Below are 17240 nucleotides of genomic sequence, written 5' to 3'. Positions count from 1 at the left end.
ATGCTTCCACCTCCATTAAATGTTCATTCGTATTATTTCTGCCCTCTTTACATCTCTATCGTATTCTGATAACTGACTTTTATAGTATTTCTGTAGGAAACCTACTTGAATCATCTCCATTAATTGATTAAGTTTTTCTAAGCTGGAATCCTTAATTAATCCTAATACAACTCCTAGCTTAACATGTGATATAAGCTTCATTGCCTCTGTAGAGGTTATTTTACGGGCATTTTTTAAAATTCCATAGGAACGATAGGCTTTATCCTCCAGCTCTACTTTTTTATCCTTTAATAGGCTTTCTCTGATATAGCGTTCTTTTTGGATTATCTGGATTCCTACATTTTTTAGATTTTTTATAATCTCCTCCTCTGTTATACCTAATGTTACCTGGTTAGAAACCTGAAATATATTACCTAGAAACTCTGTACCTTCCCCATATATACCCCTTACTGCTATTCCTATTTGGCTTGAGGCCTGAAGTATACTATTAATATATCCAGTCATATTTAAAGCTGGTAGGTGCATCATTAGCGAAGCCCTTATACCTGTTCCTAAATTAGTTGGACATGAAGTTAAATAACCTAGTTCCTCATGAAAGGAATATTTAACCTTTTCTTCAACTAAATCATCTATTTTATCTGCCAAGTTCCAGGAATTATCAAGCTGAAAGCCCGGTAGCAAGCATTGTATTCTAATGTGATCCTCTTCATTAATTAATATAGCAATAGACTCATCCTGATTAATAAGAAGACTCCCGGTTGCTGTGTTTTTTGCTAAGGCTGGACTTATTATATGCTTTTCTACATAATTTAATCTATCAACCTTATCTATGCTGTGCATTTCAACAAGCTTGAAATCTTTACCTAGACTTTCATTGCCTTCAATTACAGCATTATATACTCTATTGGCAATATCCTTGCCATTATCCTCCTTAAGCATATGTGGGAATGGAAAACCAGATAGGTTTCTAGCTATACGAATTCTGCTACTAATAACAATATCCGATTCAGGACCTGATTCCTTTAGCCACTTTGTCAATTTAAACCCTCCTACCATAATATAGTCATAGCAATAAACTATGCTTTAAGTCTTTTTTATTTCCTCCTCTAATTCCCTAATCTCATCTCTATAGCCAACCGCCTTTTCAAAGGCCTCCTCTTCAATTGCCTCCTGTAGCTTCTGTTTTAAGTAGCTTAACCTTCTTTTTAAATGTATTGCTCCACCTGTTCTTTTGGGCACCTTACCAACATGATTAGAGTTGCCGTGTATTCTCCTAATAAGTGGGTTTAGCCTCTCTTTAAAGACTATATGACATTCATCACATCCAAATTTTCCACTCTCCTTAAACTCATGTAAGCTAGTACCACAGCTGCTACATTCATTAGTAACACCGTAGCCTCTTAAAGTGGAGTTAGAGTTATAGTTGGCATCTAAAATACTTGTTAAAAAGCTTGGAATAGAAAAATTGTTTATAGCCTCACTATTTTCTCCCGCCTTTGCACAAACCTCACATAAATGTATTTCCTCCTTATGACCCTGTATCATTTTTGTCATATGAACTACAGCTTTTCTTTTTTTACACTCATCACAAATCATTTTTACACCTCCTATAGTAATAAGGCTGCCAGCATATTTTTTAAAATCGAACACCTGATTTGATCCTTTATATTTACAGGTGATATTATCGCCCCATCATCAATAGCTGCTTCAAATATCTGGGCTTCTCTATCGGTTATAATTTTTCTTTCTCTAAGTGTAGCTATAATTCTAGTAGCCTCACTCTTAGATGCATTATTGCCTAGCTCCTTAGTAATAATATGATATAGCTGTTTGCTTTGATTCACCATTATTCTAGTTATTTTTACGTAGCCTCCACCACCTCTAAAGCTCTCAGTGGTATAGCCCTGTTGAATATTAAACCTTGTCATTAAAACATAGTTTATCTGTGATGGAGAGCAATTAAAATACTTGGCTAGTTCATTTCTCTGTATTTCTACCGAATGATTTTGGCTTTCCTTTAATAGCTCCTTTAGGAATTCTTCTATAACATCACTTATTCGCGGCATATAAAACTCTCCTTAAATTTGACCTTCTTTGACCTTATTATAAAATGTTTTATGTAAATATTCAAAAGCAATTTTATTTAAATAATTCCACAAAAACAACAAAAATAAACACTTAGAGGAAAATATATTTCCTTTACGTTTATTTTTGTCTTTTTTTAAAGCTATTCTCGTTTTTTTGTATTTGCTTAGGTGCTAACCCTTTTTAATTCTATTATCTAAAACTTAGTTCCAGTTATTTGGAGGCCTGTCGGCACTTATGTCCCACATAAAAAGTGAGAGTGTTAGTGACGTCACGGAGATAAATGTTAACTAAAAAAAGAAGCATGTGCTTAAGCACATGCCTATAGGATTTATTCTTTAGCTGCTTTAGCAGCTTCCACTACTTTTTCACTAATGTTCTGAGGTACCTCTTCGTATCTAATGAACTCCATTGTGAACATACCTCTTGCTTGAGTCATTGATCTTAAATCATTGGCATACTTGAACATTTCTGATTGAGGAACCTCTGCTATTACCATCTGCTCTCCATTTTGCTGCGGTTCCATTCCAATAATTCGTCCACGTCTCTTGTTTAGATCCCCCATAACATCTCCCATATAATCATCAGGAACATAGACCTTAACCTGAACAATAGGCTCTAATAATACAGGCTTAGCTGCTTCAACACCCTTTTTAAAGGCTAAGGAGGCTGCAATCTTAAAGGCCATTTCTGAGGAGTCTACATCATGGTATGATCCATCATATAAAATAGCTTTAACATTTACAACAGGGTATCCAGCTAAAACACCCGAATCGAGACATTCTCTTAATCCCTTTTCAACTGCTGGAATGTAGGATTTAGGTACTGAGCCACCAAATATTTCTTCAGTAAATTCAAACTCCTCCTGTGAAGGCTCAAACTTAATTTTTACATCACCATATTGACCGTGGCCTCCAGACTGTTTTTTATGCTTTCCTTGTACATCTGACCTTCCTCTTATTGTTTCTCTGTATGGTACAATTACATCACTTAATTCAACCTCTGTAGCAAATTTATTTTTTAGCTTACTTGTAATTACCTTTATATGAAGCTCACCCTGACCCTTGATAATTGTTTGCTTTGTTTCTACATTCCTTTCATAGGCAAAGGATGGGTCTTCCTCTACAAGCTTATTAAGTCCCGAGCTTATTTTTTCTTCATCTCCCTTAGCCTTTGGTTCAACAGCTAAGTAAAGTTGAGGTTCAATAAAGTCAATTCCACTGTAGACAATAGGTTTATTTATGTCACACAAGGTATCTCCAGTGCTGGTATGCTGTAATTTTGCAACGGCAGCTATATCTCCAGCGAACACCTCACTTATTTCAATTTGATTTTTTCCTCTCAATAGGAAGGGAGTACCTAATCTCTCCTTCTCCTCTTTATTTGCATTTAATACCTCCATATCTGAGGTTAGCTTTCCTGATATAACCTTTAACAGTGATATTTTTCCTACGTATGGATCTACTATTGTTTTAAATACTTGAGCTGAGAAGGGTTGATCGGGACCAAAGGTCCTTTCCTCGTCCTTATTATCATTAGGGTTTTTGCCTATTTTCGGTGGCATATCTGTTGGTGATGGAGAATAATCAACTATCATATCCATTAGGGTATGTATACCAACATTTTTACTGGCGCATCCACATATTACTGGTACTACATCCCCTGCTATAATACCTTTTCTAAGTCCATCCAAAATCTCCTTTTCAGTGAACTCTTCACCAGAGAAGTACTTTTCCATTAGCTCCTCGTCACTTTCTGCTACTGACTCCATTAAAAGCTCGCGCATTGAGTTTGCTTGCTCCATTAGTTCACTTGGTATTGGCTTTTCGGCACAATCTTTTCCATTATATTCTCTGGCAACCATTTTAGCTATGTTAACGTTTCCACTGAAGCTTTCCTTCGCACCTATTGGTATTTGAAATGGAGCTATTTTCTTGCCAAACATTTCTCGAAGGTCACCAAGAACCTTTTCAAAGTCTGCATTCTCTCTGTCCATTTTATTTACAAATATAAAGGTTGGTATTTTTTTAGTCATGGCATAGGCCCAAGCCTTTTCTGTACCAACTTCAATACCACTGGTTGCATCTACCGCAATTATCATTCCTCCAGCAACCTTAATGGCACTTTGTACTTCTCCAATAAAATCGAAATATCCAGGGGTGTCTAAGAAGTTAATTTTATATCCATTCCATTCAACAGGAATTATTGATGTACTGATAGAAATTTTTCTTGCAATTTCTTCTTTATCAAAATCAGAAACTGTATTTCCATCCTCAGTTTTTCCCATTCTATTTGTTACCTTTGTGGTGTATAGTGCTGCTTCTGTTATAGATGTTTTTCCGCTTCCACCGTGGCCTAAAAGTGCAATGTTTCTAATTCCATCTGCTTGGTATTTTTTCATTACTTTTCCCCCTCAACTATAAAGTAAGAATTTTTTGATTACATACAATATTCTATACGTTTTGTTAAATCCCTCTTTAGTTTGTAAAATTTTTATTAAGTCTTCTTAACATAACTATGTTGTAAAGGTTAATGTAATTCCTTAAATATTATTTGCAAAAATACCTTATTTAAACACTTAATGCTAAAAATAAAAGCAACAAAATATTTGCCATTATCATAAATGTGTTATAATATATTATAATATTTAAAATATTTGTGTAAACAAAGGAGGATTTACTAGATGACTGTGAAATTCCGACCAGAAATTAAGGATTTAGTACCCTATAAACCGGGTAAACCTATTAAAGATGTAAAAAGGGAGTATGGGCTAACTGAAGTTATTAAATTGGCTTCAAATGAGAATCCTCTAGGCTCATCACCTAAGGCTAAGGAAGCTATAATTAAATGTGCTGAAGAGTTAAACCTTTATCCAGATGGTAATACTACTGACCTAAAGGAAGCCTTGGCTAAAGCCTTAGGAATTAAGCCTTCACAGATTTTGCCAAGTAGTGGATCTGACGAAATGGTGGACCAGATTTCAAAAACCTTTATAAACTCTGGAGACGAAGTTGTTATGGCTGATGTGACATTTCCAAGATATTTATCTACTGCCATCATGATGGGTGGTACACCAGTTGTAGTACCCTTAAAGGATTTTACTTATGACATCGATGCAATGGAAAAGGCAATTACAGATAAAACAAAGCTAGTATGGCTATGTAATCCAAATAACCCCACTGGTACAATGTTTACCGAAAAAAAGCTATTAGATTTTTTAGATAAGGTGCCAAAGGATGTTGTTGTTGTTTATGATGAGGCCTATAATGAATATGTTACTCGTGATGATTATCCTAAAAACAGCTTACCTCTATTAGATAAGTATCCTAATATAATTATAATGAGAACCTTCTCAAAAATATATGGGCTTGCTGCCTTGAGGGTAGGCTATACAATTGCAGCTGAAGAAATAATAGAAAACATTAATAAAATTCGTGGGCCCTTTAATGTTAATACTGCTGCTCAAATGGCAGCTATTGCCGCTTTAGAGGATCAAGCCTTCGTAAAGGAAAGCTATAGGGTAAACAAGGAAGGTAAAGAGTTTTTATATGCTACCTTTGATGAAATGGGTATATGGTATGCTCCATCTGAAACAAATCATATTTTCATAGATGCAAAAAAGGATTGTCAAGAGGTATTTGTTGAGCTACAAAAGAGGGGTATGATTATTAGACCTATATTTAAAACCTATATTCGTGTATCTATTGGAACAATGGATCAAAATAAAAAATTCATAGAGCTATTAAAGGAAGTTTTAGCTTAAAACCAGAGATAAAAGGAGGCAGTTAGCAATTACTGCCTTCTTTTTTTATTCAATATTTTTTAAATAGAAAATGGCAAGCTGTGTCCTATCTCTTAAATCAAGCTTTTCCAGTAGATTAGTAACGTAGTTTCTAGCTGTACCTTCACTTAAGAATAGCTTTGCTGCTATCTCCTTATTTGAAAGTCCCTCACCAACAAGCTTCATTATTTCCATTTCACGATTTGTTAAATCAAAGTTCAGCTCCTGCTTTTGCTTTTCCTTATTTATAATTGTCTTTAGTGTATCTACTACATCCTTTTCAAAAACTACATTGCCCATCATTACCATTTTTAAGCTTTCAATTATACTGTCGGAGGATTGGCTCTTTAAAATATATCCTTCAGCACCATTTTTAAGTGCTTCTTTAATATATTCATCATCCATAAAGGTGGTTAAGATTACAACTTTTATGCTGTTAAAGCGACTTTTAATCTCCTTTGTAGCTTGAACACCATCTAAAACAGGCATTCTTATATCCATCAGTACAAGCTCCACATTTTTTTGGCTGCATATATTTAATGCCTCTTGTCCGTTTGCTGCTACCCCTACCACCTCAAAGGAGTCCTCCAGCTCTAATATTATTTTTAAGCTGTCCCTAATTAAAGCATCATCATCAACTATTAGCACCTTCACCTATAAAACCTCCCTTATCCATAGGAATTACACATACAATTAAAAAACCATCTTGTCCGTTGATGGATATGGTACCACCAACATTTCTAATTCTATGCTTCATACCCTCAAGTCCTAAATTTTCTTTAATATTATTACATCCTATTCCATTATCCTTAATCAATAGCCTTGTATACATTTCGTTTGTCTCTATGGTGATATTAACTTTACTGGCCTTTGAATGTTTAGCAATGTTTGTAAGGGCTTCTTTAATGTTGTATACAATTATTTCCATGTGGTTTTGTGATAATCTATTAAAATCACCACAGTGTTTAAAGTCAATTGGGCAATATTGAAAGTGATCTATAACACTTTCAATATATTCGATACCCAGATTATCCTTAGGTTTAATATTATGAACTGTTTCTCTTAAATGAACAAGCGTTTCTGCTAAACCCTCAACTGACTTCTTTAACAGCTCTAAAGCTTTTTCATTATTTCTAGTAAATAATTTTTCAGCAGCCTGTAATTGCAGTAATATACCTGCTATACTATGTCCAATATTATCATGTATTTCCCTTGCGATTCTATTCCTTTCTTTTATTTCAGTTAAATGGGCTATTTCTTTACTGGACTCCAGTAGCTTAACCCGTACTTGTTCAAGCTCATATCTAGCCTTTCTTTCCTTATCAAAGGACTGCTTTAAGATTTTCTCCTTTTCTAATAATCCATGATTAACATATGAAAAGAGTCCGCTTAGAAAGATAAAAAAAAGAAAATATAAAAAGCTGTTTATTGATAAATGGATGTATCCGATTATAACAGTAGGTATTATTAACAAATAATAGCTCATTTCAATTAAGTCATAAATAGTAATTGCATATAATAGTAAAAATAAGCTATTGTATCCACCTGCTATATAAATAATAATAGCCTCTATACCAACAATCCAAATATTGCTTATATATTTTTCCCTAAATATGCTTAAGGAAAGTAAGGTCAACATAAAAACAACTTCTTCAATATTAACAGAGTTGCTTAAAATAATTTGTATAATTACAAATGCTAAAAAGCTTAACTTGAATACTATTTTCATTACCCCTCACCATCCTGTATCAGCTGCTTTAAGCTAATGAAAAATGTCCTAGAGACTTACCATAGGACATTTTGTCTTAATTCTATTATACTATAAAAAGCTTTGTACGACTTATGAAAAGTGAATTTACTGCTATTCTATACTTCTATTTCTGTTTTTTTCCAAGTGCCTAGAAGGAAAAATACTATGCTAAACATTAAAAGTATACCTAATTCCGTTGTTATTGATACTAAATTTTGCCCATATAGAATCTTTTCAATACTTATTAATATCCATGTGGTTGGAACAATGTTAGAAAGCTTAATTAATATTTCTGGCATGATTTCTCTAGGCCAAAAGCTTCCCCCCAGCATAACCATAGGTATAATTAGTATTGGTGAAAGGGCAGATAGTTGTCTTGTATTCTTCGATAGACTTGTTAATGCTACTCCAAAGGATATGCATACAATGGAAAAAACAAATAATGCAACTAGTAAATTAAATAGTGATGGCCCCATGTTCATCTTAAACACATACTTCATTAATAAAAACACTGTTATTACCTGAGCTTGCAATAAAACTAAAAAGCTTAAAATCTTTTGTAGCATATACTCTCTTAATCTTACTGGAGCAGTCAAAACTCTGTAAAAGGTTTTTCCCTCTTTATCCTCCATAATTATACCAGAGGCAGAAACGGAAAAATAGAGCATACTCATGACCAAAAACCCCATACCTGATACTGTAGAACCCTTAGACTCTCCTACATCATAAAAAGCCTCTTTTACGTTATTTGAACCATTTATATATAATGAAATACCTTTGTTGAAGGTGTCTATATTGCCATCAGCTGCAGCAGCAATATGCTTTGATGCTGCTAAAAAGTTATCAATAAAAATAGTTACAGGTACAGTAACATCTGTTTCATTAATACTATAGGCCTGTATTTGGGGATTTTCCATGCTTACAACATCATCTGTAAAGCCTTTTGGTATAACTAATCCTAGATTTATTTTGTTACTTAAAAGTTTTCCTTCTATCTCATCCTCATCAATAGATACTATGATACCTTTGTTATCTAAGCTATTAATAAAGCTCTGGGTCCACTCTGTGTTATCATAATCTACAACTCCTATAGACATATTAAACTGACCACCTGAAAAAAGCATCATTACTAGGGTTATAAAGCCAATGGGGACTAATAGCATGGTTATTAACTGTCCTTTATCCCTCATTATTCTTCTTATTGTAAAGTTAAATATTGTCATTGTAGCTTCCTCCTTCCTGCAACAGCAGAAGTAATAAAGAGTATTAAGCTTATACCTACCATTATTAATAGGAAAAACTGTGTTTCCTGTGCCCCAGCTTCGTAAACTAAGTTAAAAATTGCTCTTTGTGCTAAATAATTAGGTGATATATACTTTATTTTCTCTATTATACCCCCAACATTGTCTATCGGGAAATATCCACCTGCTACAAAAGTAAATACAGGCACCAATATACTTATTAGTGAAGTAGCTTTGCGTCTACTGGAGGAGACCATGCATATCATTACCCCTAAGCCTATTGACAGCATTGATAGTATTAAGCAAATAAACAGGACTTCTGTTAAATTGTTGCCCCAATTAACATTAAATACATACTTGGTAAAGAGAACTAATATCAAAGCCTGTAAAAAAAGTGTAATGACTATACCAATTGTTTTACCTACATACATTTCATAGGACTTAATAGGTGCTGACTTTAATCGTTGACCTATACTTTCAAAATAGTCTTTCCCTAGTTCATCAATACCATAATGGGCTCCGTACATAATAGTCATCACCAACATTGTTACACTGTAATAATCCATTGAGGTGGGGGTTCTTCCTGTGGAATTTATAGGCATTTTCTTTACGCTATCACTCCTGGAAAACTGTGGTATAAAGTTTCCTAGTTTACCACTAGCTTCTATTGCATTAGCAGCATTTACGTAGCTATCTATTACACTGCTTACTACAGATGCACCAAAACTACTATGCTGACTCTTGATAATTTCAATATCCCCTGTACCACCATTTTTTAGATTTTGTGTATAGTTTTCGTTAATATAAATCATTGCAGCAACTTCCCTATTTCTTATCATTTCTATTCCCTCGTCATAGGAGGCTACTGTCTTTACGGATATGATTTCTTCTATATCCTCTAGCTTAATAAATTCGTTAAAGGCATTTGATGCTGTACCATTATCTAAATTTAAGTAAGCAACTGGAGTGATACTAATATCTGAGTGTTTGAATGTAGAGGATAAGGCAGTTCCTAAAACAAGGATAACTACAACAGGTAACAACAGCATACTCATAAATCCTTTTCTATCTCTTATAAACCTCAATATTGTATAATAAAAAATATATAATATATTCAACTACTACACCTCCTAATCCCTTAAGGACCTTCCAGTTAATGTTAAAAATACTCCCTCTAAAGTTGGCTTTTCAATGTTTAAACCCTTTATTTCTACATCCATCTTTAGAATTACATCAATTATTCTACTTAGGTTGTTGGCATTCTTTTCGGATATTATTAGTAGTTTATTACCATTTAAGCTACATTCCTTCACACCAATAACCTTCTTTAATCCATCTACTAAATTGAAATTTACTGAAGATATATCAATCGCTAGCCTTTCTTCAAAGGAAATCATAGACTTCAGCTCTTCTTTAGTACCTTTTGCTATAACTCTACCATGATCAATAATAGTTATATTACTACATATTGCTTCAACTTCCTCCATGTAGTGGGATGTATATATTATGGTTGAACCCATTTTGTTTAGTTTTACTACTGAGTCTAATATCAGGTTTCGTGATTGAGGATCAATTCCCACAGTTGGTTCATCCATTATTATTAGCTTGGGATGATGCATAACTGCACAGGCAATGTTGAGTCGTCTTTTCATACCCCCTGAAAACTTTTTAGGTACATCCTTTCTTCTATCCCATAATCCTGTGAAGTTTAAGGCCTCTTCAATTCTCTCCTTTAACAGATTACCTCTTAATCCATATAATCTTCCAAAATACTCAACATTTTCATAGGCGGTAAGATCTAAATATATGGCTAAGTCTTGTGGTACAATTCCAATTTCTTTTTTTATTTCATATTCATTCTTTTTTAAATCCTTACCAAATATCTCTATACTACCTTCATCATATTTTGTTAAGCCTAATATTGTACTTATAAGTGTTGTTTTGCCAGCACCATTAGGACCTAGTAAACCATATATTTCCCCTTCTGCAATTGATATGGAGGCATTATCCACTGCCAACACATCCTTATAGCGCTTTACTAGGTTGTTTATTTTTAATATCATTTAAAAGTCCTCCTTTTATTGATTTACTATAATAATACTACTTGGCTATCCATAGTAATAGTGCCTCTAATAACAAAGGCCTATGACATTTGTCATAGTTTTATTGTGTATTACCTATTAACATTAATATTTACCTCATCATAATATAAAGTGAAGCTAATAGCATTAACATATTTAAATAACCTTAAAGGAGGAGTGAAGAATGATAGCAAATACTAATAATGATAATAATAATAATAAAGCTTACTTATATACATCTCCTGGACTACAGACTATAGTATGGTGGAATTGGTATAACTGGATGAGTAAAATAAACAATGGTGGTAGCTACTGGTTCTATCCTCAAGGAAAAACCATAACCTATGCAAAGATAAAGGGAGGTCCCCTTGCCCCTAGTATTAATGGAATAGTTTACTTTGTGGATGTTCCTAATGGTACAGAGGTATGTGTTAATATAAATGGATTGCCTCCATATCAGGCAGGTGATAATGGTAATCCCATTGGTCCCCATGGATTTCACCTTCATGAAAATGGCACATGCCAGATAGGGGACCCAACAGAGCCTTTTCAAGCAGCTGGAGGACACTGGAACCCAGATAATCAGCCCCATGGTAATCATGCTGGGGATTTTCCAGTTATATTTTCTAATAATGGAGTTGCTAGAATGTGCTTTTTTACTAATCGCTTTAAGCCCTGGAATGTAATTGGTAAATCAGTTATAATTCATGAAAATCCTGATGATTATAGAAGTCAGCCTACAGGGAATGCAGGTAGGCGTTTAGCCTGTGGAGTTATAAAGTAAAACATGCAAAGGTCCTTATTGTAGCATAAGGACCTTTGCATTATAAAACCTTTATTAAGTTTTAAAAGGGAGCAAATCCTTGATGGGTCCACCAATCCTCTTTAAACTCATTGTATCGCTTTGTAAACTGTTCTAAATGCACCTGCTCCCATTCTATAAGCATATCATATAGTTTTTGAGCTTCTTCACTGGATGTGTTATTTCTAGCATTCTTATAAAACTCAATAGATGCCTTTTCCATATCTACTGCAATACCAAAAACCGATACCGCTAAGCTGGTGGACTTCATATTTACATTTTTCCAATCAAATACTTTTGATTCTGGTGGCTTTGGTAAAAAAGCTAATTTTATTTTATCATCATCGCCATTTTGAATCTTTTCAAATAATCCCTTTAAGTATTCACCGTGCATTAGCTCTTCATTAGCTAGTTCCATAAAGGCTTTTTCAGACTCTTTATTTCCGCATTGCTTTGCTGCCATTTGGTAAAATTCAAAGCCCTCCACTTCAATAAGCATTGCCTGCTGTATAATCCTTAGCTCCTTATCCTTCAAATGAATCCTCTCCTTTTTATTTTAGCTTAATTATTTATTACCCTAATTTATATGCTTTCTAAACAACTGTTTTAATAACATGACAAAAGTAATTCTCAATAGTGATTTTACTTTATAGTTTTTTGTTTTGACAGATATTAAAATATAACTATACTAATAATTTAAGGAGGCTTTTGTAATGAAATACTTGGTTTTTAGCTTCTGGTTTGTAATAATGCATGTTGTATCTTATTCATTGGCAGGTATTCTAGCACTAAAAATTAGTAAAGATATTTATGAGGGCAAGGGTAGAGTGATGGATTATTTAAAGGATATGTCTGATGATAAAGAAAGGAGGTATGTAGAGATTTGGTTTTTACCTGCTCAGATATTGAGGGGACTAATTTTATCTTTAGTATTGTATCCTGTATTAAACTCCCTTGGAGAAATGTCTTTTTCATTACGTTTCATTTTTTTTGTAGGACTTATGTTTATTTACACTCATTTAGGTAGCGCTGCTCCATGCCCAGATAACATAGAGGGTTTTGTGTATTTAAGAAAGAGGTATTTTAATATTAATTCCTTTTATAAGTTTCAGCTGGAAATGTTGATATATTCATTTTTATTTGCCCTAGGATGTAGCTATTTTCTATTTTAATTAGTTTTTGCATACTACCTATTATTTTACACATCATATAAATATCCTATGTTTAAAGGAGTGAAGTATGTTGTCTAAAAGAAAGCTTGTAGTTCCAAATGCTCGTAAAGCCTTGGAAGATTATAAGCTAGAGGTAGCAAAGGAGTTTGGGGTAAATGACCCAAAGTCTCTAGCTTCTAATCACACTGGCTATATAGTAAGAAAGTTAGTTGAAATGGGTGAAAGGCAATTAATTGATGATAACAACAACTAGAACCTTGTCTTTGACAAGTTATTCCACTACCAAGCCCACAACCGACTTTCGCCGTCATGTTATTACCAATGCTGGGCATAAAAATAAGAGCTAAATAGCTCTTATTTTTATAGCTCTTTTATCTAATAGGACATGCTCCTGTTGAGCAGCCATCATCTTCTATCTCTACTTCTATCTCTTGTTTTTCATATTTGCTAATTAAGGATGGTACAAATGGTTTCATTAGCTCCACTCTTTTGTTATATTCCTCTTCATCAATTGCTTCATAAGGTAATAGCTTATAAAAATTATCATCTAATGATAAAAAAGAAACTGCTACTATGTCATCCCAATTATTCCAAACCCACTCTTCTACCTCTTCCCATTCATCATTTCTAACATGTACTGTTATGGAGCAATTATGATCTACATAATTTGTCATAAAGAGCTTGTAATTCTCAAGCTGCTCTATAGCCGATACATCATATTTTGTTTTTCCTATGGGTGCCTTAACTGGAAACTCAACCACTTTAGTAACGCATGTTTCCCAATCCTGCCCAACCTCTGGATATACAGGATAACCAAGCTCTTCACACACCTTAACTAATGGATCATGGGCACTCACTCTAATTCTTCTTATATAATATGGTGCATGGGAGTAATGAACTCCACTGGATACTGTTGGTAATTGACTTAGTGTTCCTTCTGGCTTTACTGTAGTAACTAATAGAGGTGGGTTTTCTCCTATTTCCTCTGCATATCGATTAACCTCTTGGTGGGCAACCTCCCTTAGCCTTTGAAGTAGCTTACCCTCCTCATCTCTTGATAGACCTACAGCATTTATCATATCCTGCCAGCCGGTTAATGAGCATCCTACAAGCTTGTCTCTCTTTTGAACATCATCCCATTCAGGAATTTCTAATTCTACACAGGTCATTCTATAGCCAGCCCTAACAGATAGACGCTGAGCCGACAATAAACCATCAACGTCTAAAGTACCGTCTGGTCTTACAAAGGCATATACATTTACTGTCGTTAGATTACATAAGCCCTTAGAATCAAGTAGAATTTCACCACAAGGGTTTACCCCATTCATATTCTCTCTTCTTTTTGAGGCAGCCTCTGAATTTACCCATCCAGGCTCACCTGAATACCTCATCTTTTCTATTTGCCAATGTAGCTGTTCTCTACTGGGTCTTGTAGTATAATAGATAGAATTATTACTCATTTGTCTGTGGATAATATCCTTATCAACTATCCATTGTCCATCTATTTGCTTATATAAATTTGACTTAGCCTCTATACAATCGTGGTCCTCCTGATCAATAAGAATCATCTCTGCAGTTCGTCTAACTCCACCAACCACTACATTTTCCCCTATTATATTTGCAATATCTAAACAATCTATAGGCTTAAGCTTAATCCTTTTGGTGTTATTAATAAATCCTCTTTTCTGTATTACCTTACTTATCTTATGGAACATATTCTTTAAGCTAGTATGTCCACTGGCAGTACCCCCAAAGGTTTTTAGTTTTTCTCCCTTTGGTCTAACATGGTCATAATTAACAATAACTGTTTTAACATTTCTGTATTCATTGCTGTATATAATCTTGAAGAAGTAATCTAAAGCTTGAACCCAACCCTCTTTACTATCACCAACTGTTATTCTAACAGTATTATTATAGAAGAACTCCAAGCTAGTACTATCTTCCCTTTCACTAGATATAACAGGTGTATAATCCTTATGGATAATTTCAAAATCAGTTCGGACCTTGGGTACTTTAGCGACATCCTTTATTAAAACTCTTGCACCCACACCTGAGCCTATCATTAATAGATAAAATAAGTCTCTATATGCTGAAAAGCTATCTATAGTTAGGAAGGAACAGTTATAGTTTGACATTGGATAATGCTTTGCTACTGGTGTATCCCCTACCCAAAAGGTTCTGCCCGATAGAAATTGCTTTAAATTATATATGTTGTCATATAATTTCTCTGCCTCTTCTTTTGTAGTAGCTACTAGACTACAATTGTATTCTACTGCTCTTCTTACAGTTTCCCACCAATATTCACGTCTCCTTTCATCCTCTATCCACCTTGAATAGGTACGATAGTATACAAAATCACCTAATTGACTCATTGGAGAAGGTTTGTGTTTATATCTGCTAATAAACTCATTTGATAAAAGTTGTTTAGTATCTCTTTTTTTTCTTGTATGTCTTATCCTGTCTCTTTCGCTTCTATATATAATGTATTTTTTTGCAACGTCCTTTCGAGAACTCTCCATTAACATATCTTCAACAACATCCTGTATATCTTCAACATTTATGGGTGTGTTATTCTGCTTTAAAATATCTATGACCTTTGCGCTTATTTCATTACTTAAATTCGAATCAATACCTGCTTTTGTTTCTGCCATAGCCTTTTCTATAGCGTTAGTTATTTTTCTAATATCAAAATCTACCATTGTACCGTCTCTTTTTATAACCTTTAGCATAGAATTCCTCCCTCTCTATGATATTATGTGTTCTTATGTATAACCTTTGTTTTTTTATATAGTTGCTGAAGGTAATAAAGAAATAAATTCTAATTAGTTAATATAAACTTGGGTAAAACAACTATATTTTGTGTTGGTATATTTTCTATGCACTATATATTGTACCACCCTCCATTATTAAAGTCAATATTTATATGTTTAAGGCTTGAGGCTTAACCTAAGCAAAATAATTGATGGGTATAGCCAAAATAAAAAAAACTATAGTACATACACTTATTTGTACCATAGTTTTATTATTATCTTTTATATTATATTAATAATGGCTGTTGCTAAATTAATCCTTTAAAGCATCCCATGTGTATCTATTTCCTGCGTTCCATAGTACCCATTCTTCTAAGCCTGCATCATAGGTTGCTTTTATTTGAGCCTTAATCTCCTCTGTTCCATAAACCTGATAATATCCTGCTCCTAGATAGCTGGCTGTAAAATCCTGTAGCCAGGGTCTTAAAACAGCTTTAGGTTTATCTGTTTCTATGGCTTCAATTCTTTCTCTTGCCGTGTTCATGCTTGTAAATATTATTGTATATGGGTCTAAATCTGGTATAGGAACTCCATAGGATCCTAAACCAAAGTGAGATGGATAAACCATTGGTAATAATATGTCGGCTGATACTGCAACTGATTCTAAATGTTGACCTAGCCTCATATCGTCAGAAACCGTTGTTACTAATCCAAAGATATCTGCGGATATATAGACTCCATAATCCTTAAGCTCTTCCCTTGCATATTGTAGAAAGGCTGCAATAGTTTCAGCCATTGTTGCATTTTTACCTGCTTCCCCATAATCAATTATTGCTCTGTTGCCATCGGTGGGAAAACGGACATAGTCAAATTGTATATCCTTAAATCCCATTTCAGCCGCCTCTTTAGCAATACTTACTACATACTCCCAAGACTCTTTGTTATATGGGTTTAACCATGAATCACCCTTACGGTCTCTCCACACTTCACCTGTATTGGTTTTTATAGCTAAGTCAGGTCTATGGGCAGTAATCTGCTTGTCTTTAAAGGTTACTATTCTAGCTATAGGGTAAATATCATGCTTTCTTAAGGTTTCCATAACTGCAGGAAAATCCTTAACCTTTATTATTTTATCTGCTCCTGCTTCATTTACCATTTTTATATTTGACTTATAGGTCATTGTACCATAATCATCTTTAACATCTATAACCCAAGAATTAATAACTGTTTCATCGGTTAACTCAAGCATTCTATTGAATCGTTGAGTTAATCCTATACTATGACCAGTCATAAATATGCCTTTTACCTTGCGATATTCTTTGTAAGGACTCCAGCTAACATCTGGCTGTATAAAATATTGTTGGTTATCCAATTTAATTTCTGAAACGTCATACTCTGTCAAATCATCATTTTCATTATAGGTATATTCTGTTACAGTTTTAGTTTGCTGGCTATCTGACCTTATGTACATAGCTAAACTAAAAATAGCTATAAGCACAACAGCTACCATCAATATCCTACTGGTGTTTTTCATATTGTCCCTCCTAACCAATTGTCCGTAGTGTTAATCTATTTTAA

At 34.0% G+C, this 17240-nt stretch carries 16 protein-coding genes; 4 read left to right on the top strand and 12 right to left on the bottom strand.

What is annotated here, in order from left to right; all coding sequences use genetic code 11:
• Nucleotides 1-15 precede the first annotated feature (15 nt).
• The 4 genes from F8154_RS10505 to fusA form a co-directional block, all read right to left on the bottom strand.
• Nucleotides 16-1038, bottom strand: a complete 1023-nt coding sequence (locus F8154_RS10505; RefSeq protein WP_207706873.1) for a protein arginine kinase — start codon at nucleotides 1036-1038, stop codon at nucleotides 16-18.
• Between the two features lie 45 nt (nucleotides 1039-1083).
• The gene (locus F8154_RS10500; protein ID WP_151861571.1) at nucleotides 1084-1596 is read right to left on the bottom strand and encodes a UvrB/UvrC motif-containing protein; all 513 of its coding nucleotides are present in this window, start codon (nucleotides 1594-1596) and stop codon (nucleotides 1084-1086) included.
• Between the two features lie 11 nt (nucleotides 1597-1607).
• Nucleotides 1608-2066 (bottom strand): CtsR family transcriptional regulator, encoded by a 459-nt coding sequence (locus F8154_RS10495; protein ID WP_151861570.1) that lies wholly within the window; start codon nucleotides 2064-2066, stop codon nucleotides 1608-1610.
• Nucleotides 2067-2416: 350 nt separating this feature from the next.
• Nucleotides 2417-4486, bottom strand: a complete 2070-nt coding sequence (gene fusA, locus F8154_RS10490; protein WP_151861569.1) for an elongation factor G — start codon at nucleotides 4484-4486, stop codon at nucleotides 2417-2419.
• A gap of 282 nt (nucleotides 4487-4768) precedes the next feature.
• On the opposite strand from fusA, the gene hisC reads away from it, so the two are divergent.
• Complete coding sequence (gene hisC / locus F8154_RS10485; RefSeq protein ID WP_151861568.1) at nucleotides 4769-5848, top strand: histidinol-phosphate transaminase; 1080 nt, start codon at nucleotides 4769-4771, stop codon at nucleotides 5846-5848.
• A 45-nt stretch (nucleotides 5849-5893) separates the two neighbouring features.
• On the opposite strand, the gene F8154_RS10480 is transcribed toward hisC, so the two are convergent.
• The 5 genes from F8154_RS10480 to F8154_RS10460 all read right to left on the bottom strand — a co-directional run bounded on the left by F8154_RS10480 (nucleotide 5894) and on the right by F8154_RS10460 (nucleotide 10920).
• Nucleotides 5894-6520: a response regulator transcription factor gene (locus tag F8154_RS10480; protein WP_151861567.1), complete on the bottom strand. Its 627-nt coding sequence runs from the start codon at nucleotides 6518-6520 to the stop codon at nucleotides 5894-5896.
• Nucleotides 6501-7595, bottom strand: coding sequence for a sensor histidine kinase (locus F8154_RS10475; RefSeq protein ID WP_151861566.1), 1095 nt, complete (start codon nucleotides 7593-7595; stop codon nucleotides 6501-6503). The genes F8154_RS10480 and F8154_RS10475 overlap by 20 nt, the downstream gene beginning before the upstream one ends.
• Before the next feature lie 137 nt (nucleotides 7596-7732).
• On the bottom strand, nucleotides 7733-8839 hold the full coding sequence (locus F8154_RS10470) for an ABC transporter permease (RefSeq protein ID WP_151861565.1): 1107 nt from the start codon (nucleotides 8837-8839) through the stop codon (nucleotides 7733-7735).
• Nucleotides 8836-9975, bottom strand: coding sequence for an ABC transporter permease (locus F8154_RS10465; protein WP_151861564.1), 1140 nt, complete (start codon nucleotides 9973-9975; stop codon nucleotides 8836-8838). Before F8154_RS10465 ends, F8154_RS10470 begins: the two co-directional genes overlap by 4 nt.
• 12 nt (nucleotides 9976-9987) lie before the next feature.
• On the bottom strand, nucleotides 9988-10920 hold the full coding sequence (locus tag F8154_RS10460; RefSeq protein WP_151861563.1) for an ABC transporter ATP-binding protein: 933 nt from the start codon (nucleotides 10918-10920) through the stop codon (nucleotides 9988-9990).
• 202 nt (nucleotides 10921-11122) lie between these two features.
• On the opposite strand from F8154_RS10460, the gene F8154_RS10455 reads away from it, so the two are divergent.
• Complete coding sequence (locus F8154_RS10455) at nucleotides 11123-11722, top strand: superoxide dismutase family protein (RefSeq protein WP_330577887.1); 600 nt, start codon at nucleotides 11123-11125, stop codon at nucleotides 11720-11722.
• 61 nt (nucleotides 11723-11783) lie between these two features.
• Here F8154_RS10455 and F8154_RS10450 read toward each other — a convergent pair whose 3' ends face one another.
• On the bottom strand, nucleotides 11784-12275 hold the full coding sequence (locus F8154_RS10450) for a ferritin-like domain-containing protein (protein ID WP_151861562.1): 492 nt from the start codon (nucleotides 12273-12275) through the stop codon (nucleotides 11784-11786).
• A gap of 178 nt (nucleotides 12276-12453) precedes the next feature.
• On the opposite strand from F8154_RS10450, the gene F8154_RS10445 reads away from it, so the two are divergent.
• Nucleotides 12454-12912: a hypothetical protein gene (locus F8154_RS10445; RefSeq protein ID WP_151861561.1), complete on the top strand. Its 459-nt coding sequence runs from the start codon at nucleotides 12454-12456 to the stop codon at nucleotides 12910-12912.
• 67 nt (nucleotides 12913-12979) lie between these two features.
• The gene (locus tag F8154_RS10440) at nucleotides 12980-13165 is read left to right on the top strand and encodes an alpha/beta-type small acid-soluble spore protein (RefSeq protein ID WP_243141230.1); all 186 of its coding nucleotides are present in this window, start codon (nucleotides 12980-12982) and stop codon (nucleotides 13163-13165) included.
• A gap of 118 nt (nucleotides 13166-13283) precedes the next feature.
• Here F8154_RS10440 and nrdJ read toward each other — a convergent pair whose 3' ends face one another.
• Nucleotides 13284-15641, bottom strand: coding sequence for a ribonucleoside-triphosphate reductase, adenosylcobalamin-dependent (nrdJ, locus tag F8154_RS10435; protein WP_151861560.1), 2358 nt, complete (start codon nucleotides 15639-15641; stop codon nucleotides 13284-13286).
• 334 nt (nucleotides 15642-15975) lie between these two features.
• On the bottom strand, nucleotides 15976-17196 hold the full coding sequence (locus F8154_RS10430; protein ID WP_151861559.1) for a putative glycoside hydrolase: 1221 nt from the start codon (nucleotides 17194-17196) through the stop codon (nucleotides 15976-15978).
• Between the last annotated feature and the right edge of the window lie 44 nt (nucleotides 17197-17240).

Source organism: Alkaliphilus pronyensis, assembly GCF_009017275.1.
GTDB classification, from domain to species: domain Bacteria; phylum Bacillota; class Clostridia; order Peptostreptococcales; family Natronincolaceae; genus Alkaliphilus_C; species Alkaliphilus_C pronyensis.
This window is presented reverse-complemented; position numbering and strand designations above follow the sequence as displayed.

Coding starts and splice junctions, on each gene's coding strand:
- F8154_RS10495 (WP_151861570.1), bottom strand. CDS start 2,066: ATGCCGCGAATAAGTGATGTTATAGAAGAATTCCTAAAGGAGCTATTA.
- F8154_RS10475 (WP_151861566.1), bottom strand. CDS start 7,595: ATGAAAATAGTATTCAAGTTAAGCTTTTTAGCATTTGTAATTATACAA.
- F8154_RS10445 (WP_151861561.1), top strand. CDS start 12,454: ATGAAATACTTGGTTTTTAGCTTCTGGTTTGTAATAATGCATGTTGTA.
- F8154_RS10470 (WP_151861565.1), bottom strand. CDS start 8,839: ATGACAATATTTAACTTTACAATAAGAAGAATAATGAGGGATAAAGGA.
- F8154_RS10460 (WP_151861563.1), bottom strand. CDS start 10,920: ATGATATTAAAAATAAACAACCTAGTAAAGCGCTATAAGGATGTGTTG.
- fusA (WP_151861569.1), bottom strand. CDS start 4,486: ATGAAAAAATACCAAGCAGATGGAATTAGAAACATTGCACTTTTAGGC.
- F8154_RS10455 (WP_330577887.1), top strand. CDS start 11,123: ATGATAGCAAATACTAATAATGATAATAATAATAATAAAGCTTACTTA.
- F8154_RS10500 (WP_151861571.1), bottom strand. CDS start 1,596: ATGATTTGTGATGAGTGTAAAAAAAGAAAAGCTGTAGTTCATATGACA.
- nrdJ (WP_151861560.1), bottom strand. CDS start 15,641: ATGCTAAAGGTTATAAAAAGAGACGGTACAATGGTAGATTTTGATATT.
- F8154_RS10430 (WP_151861559.1), bottom strand. CDS start 17,196: ATGAAAAACACCAGTAGGATATTGATGGTAGCTGTTGTGCTTATAGCT.
- F8154_RS10440 (WP_243141230.1), top strand. CDS start 12,980: ATGTTGTCTAAAAGAAAGCTTGTAGTTCCAAATGCTCGTAAAGCCTTG.
- hisC (WP_151861568.1), top strand. CDS start 4,769: ATGACTGTGAAATTCCGACCAGAAATTAAGGATTTAGTACCCTATAAA.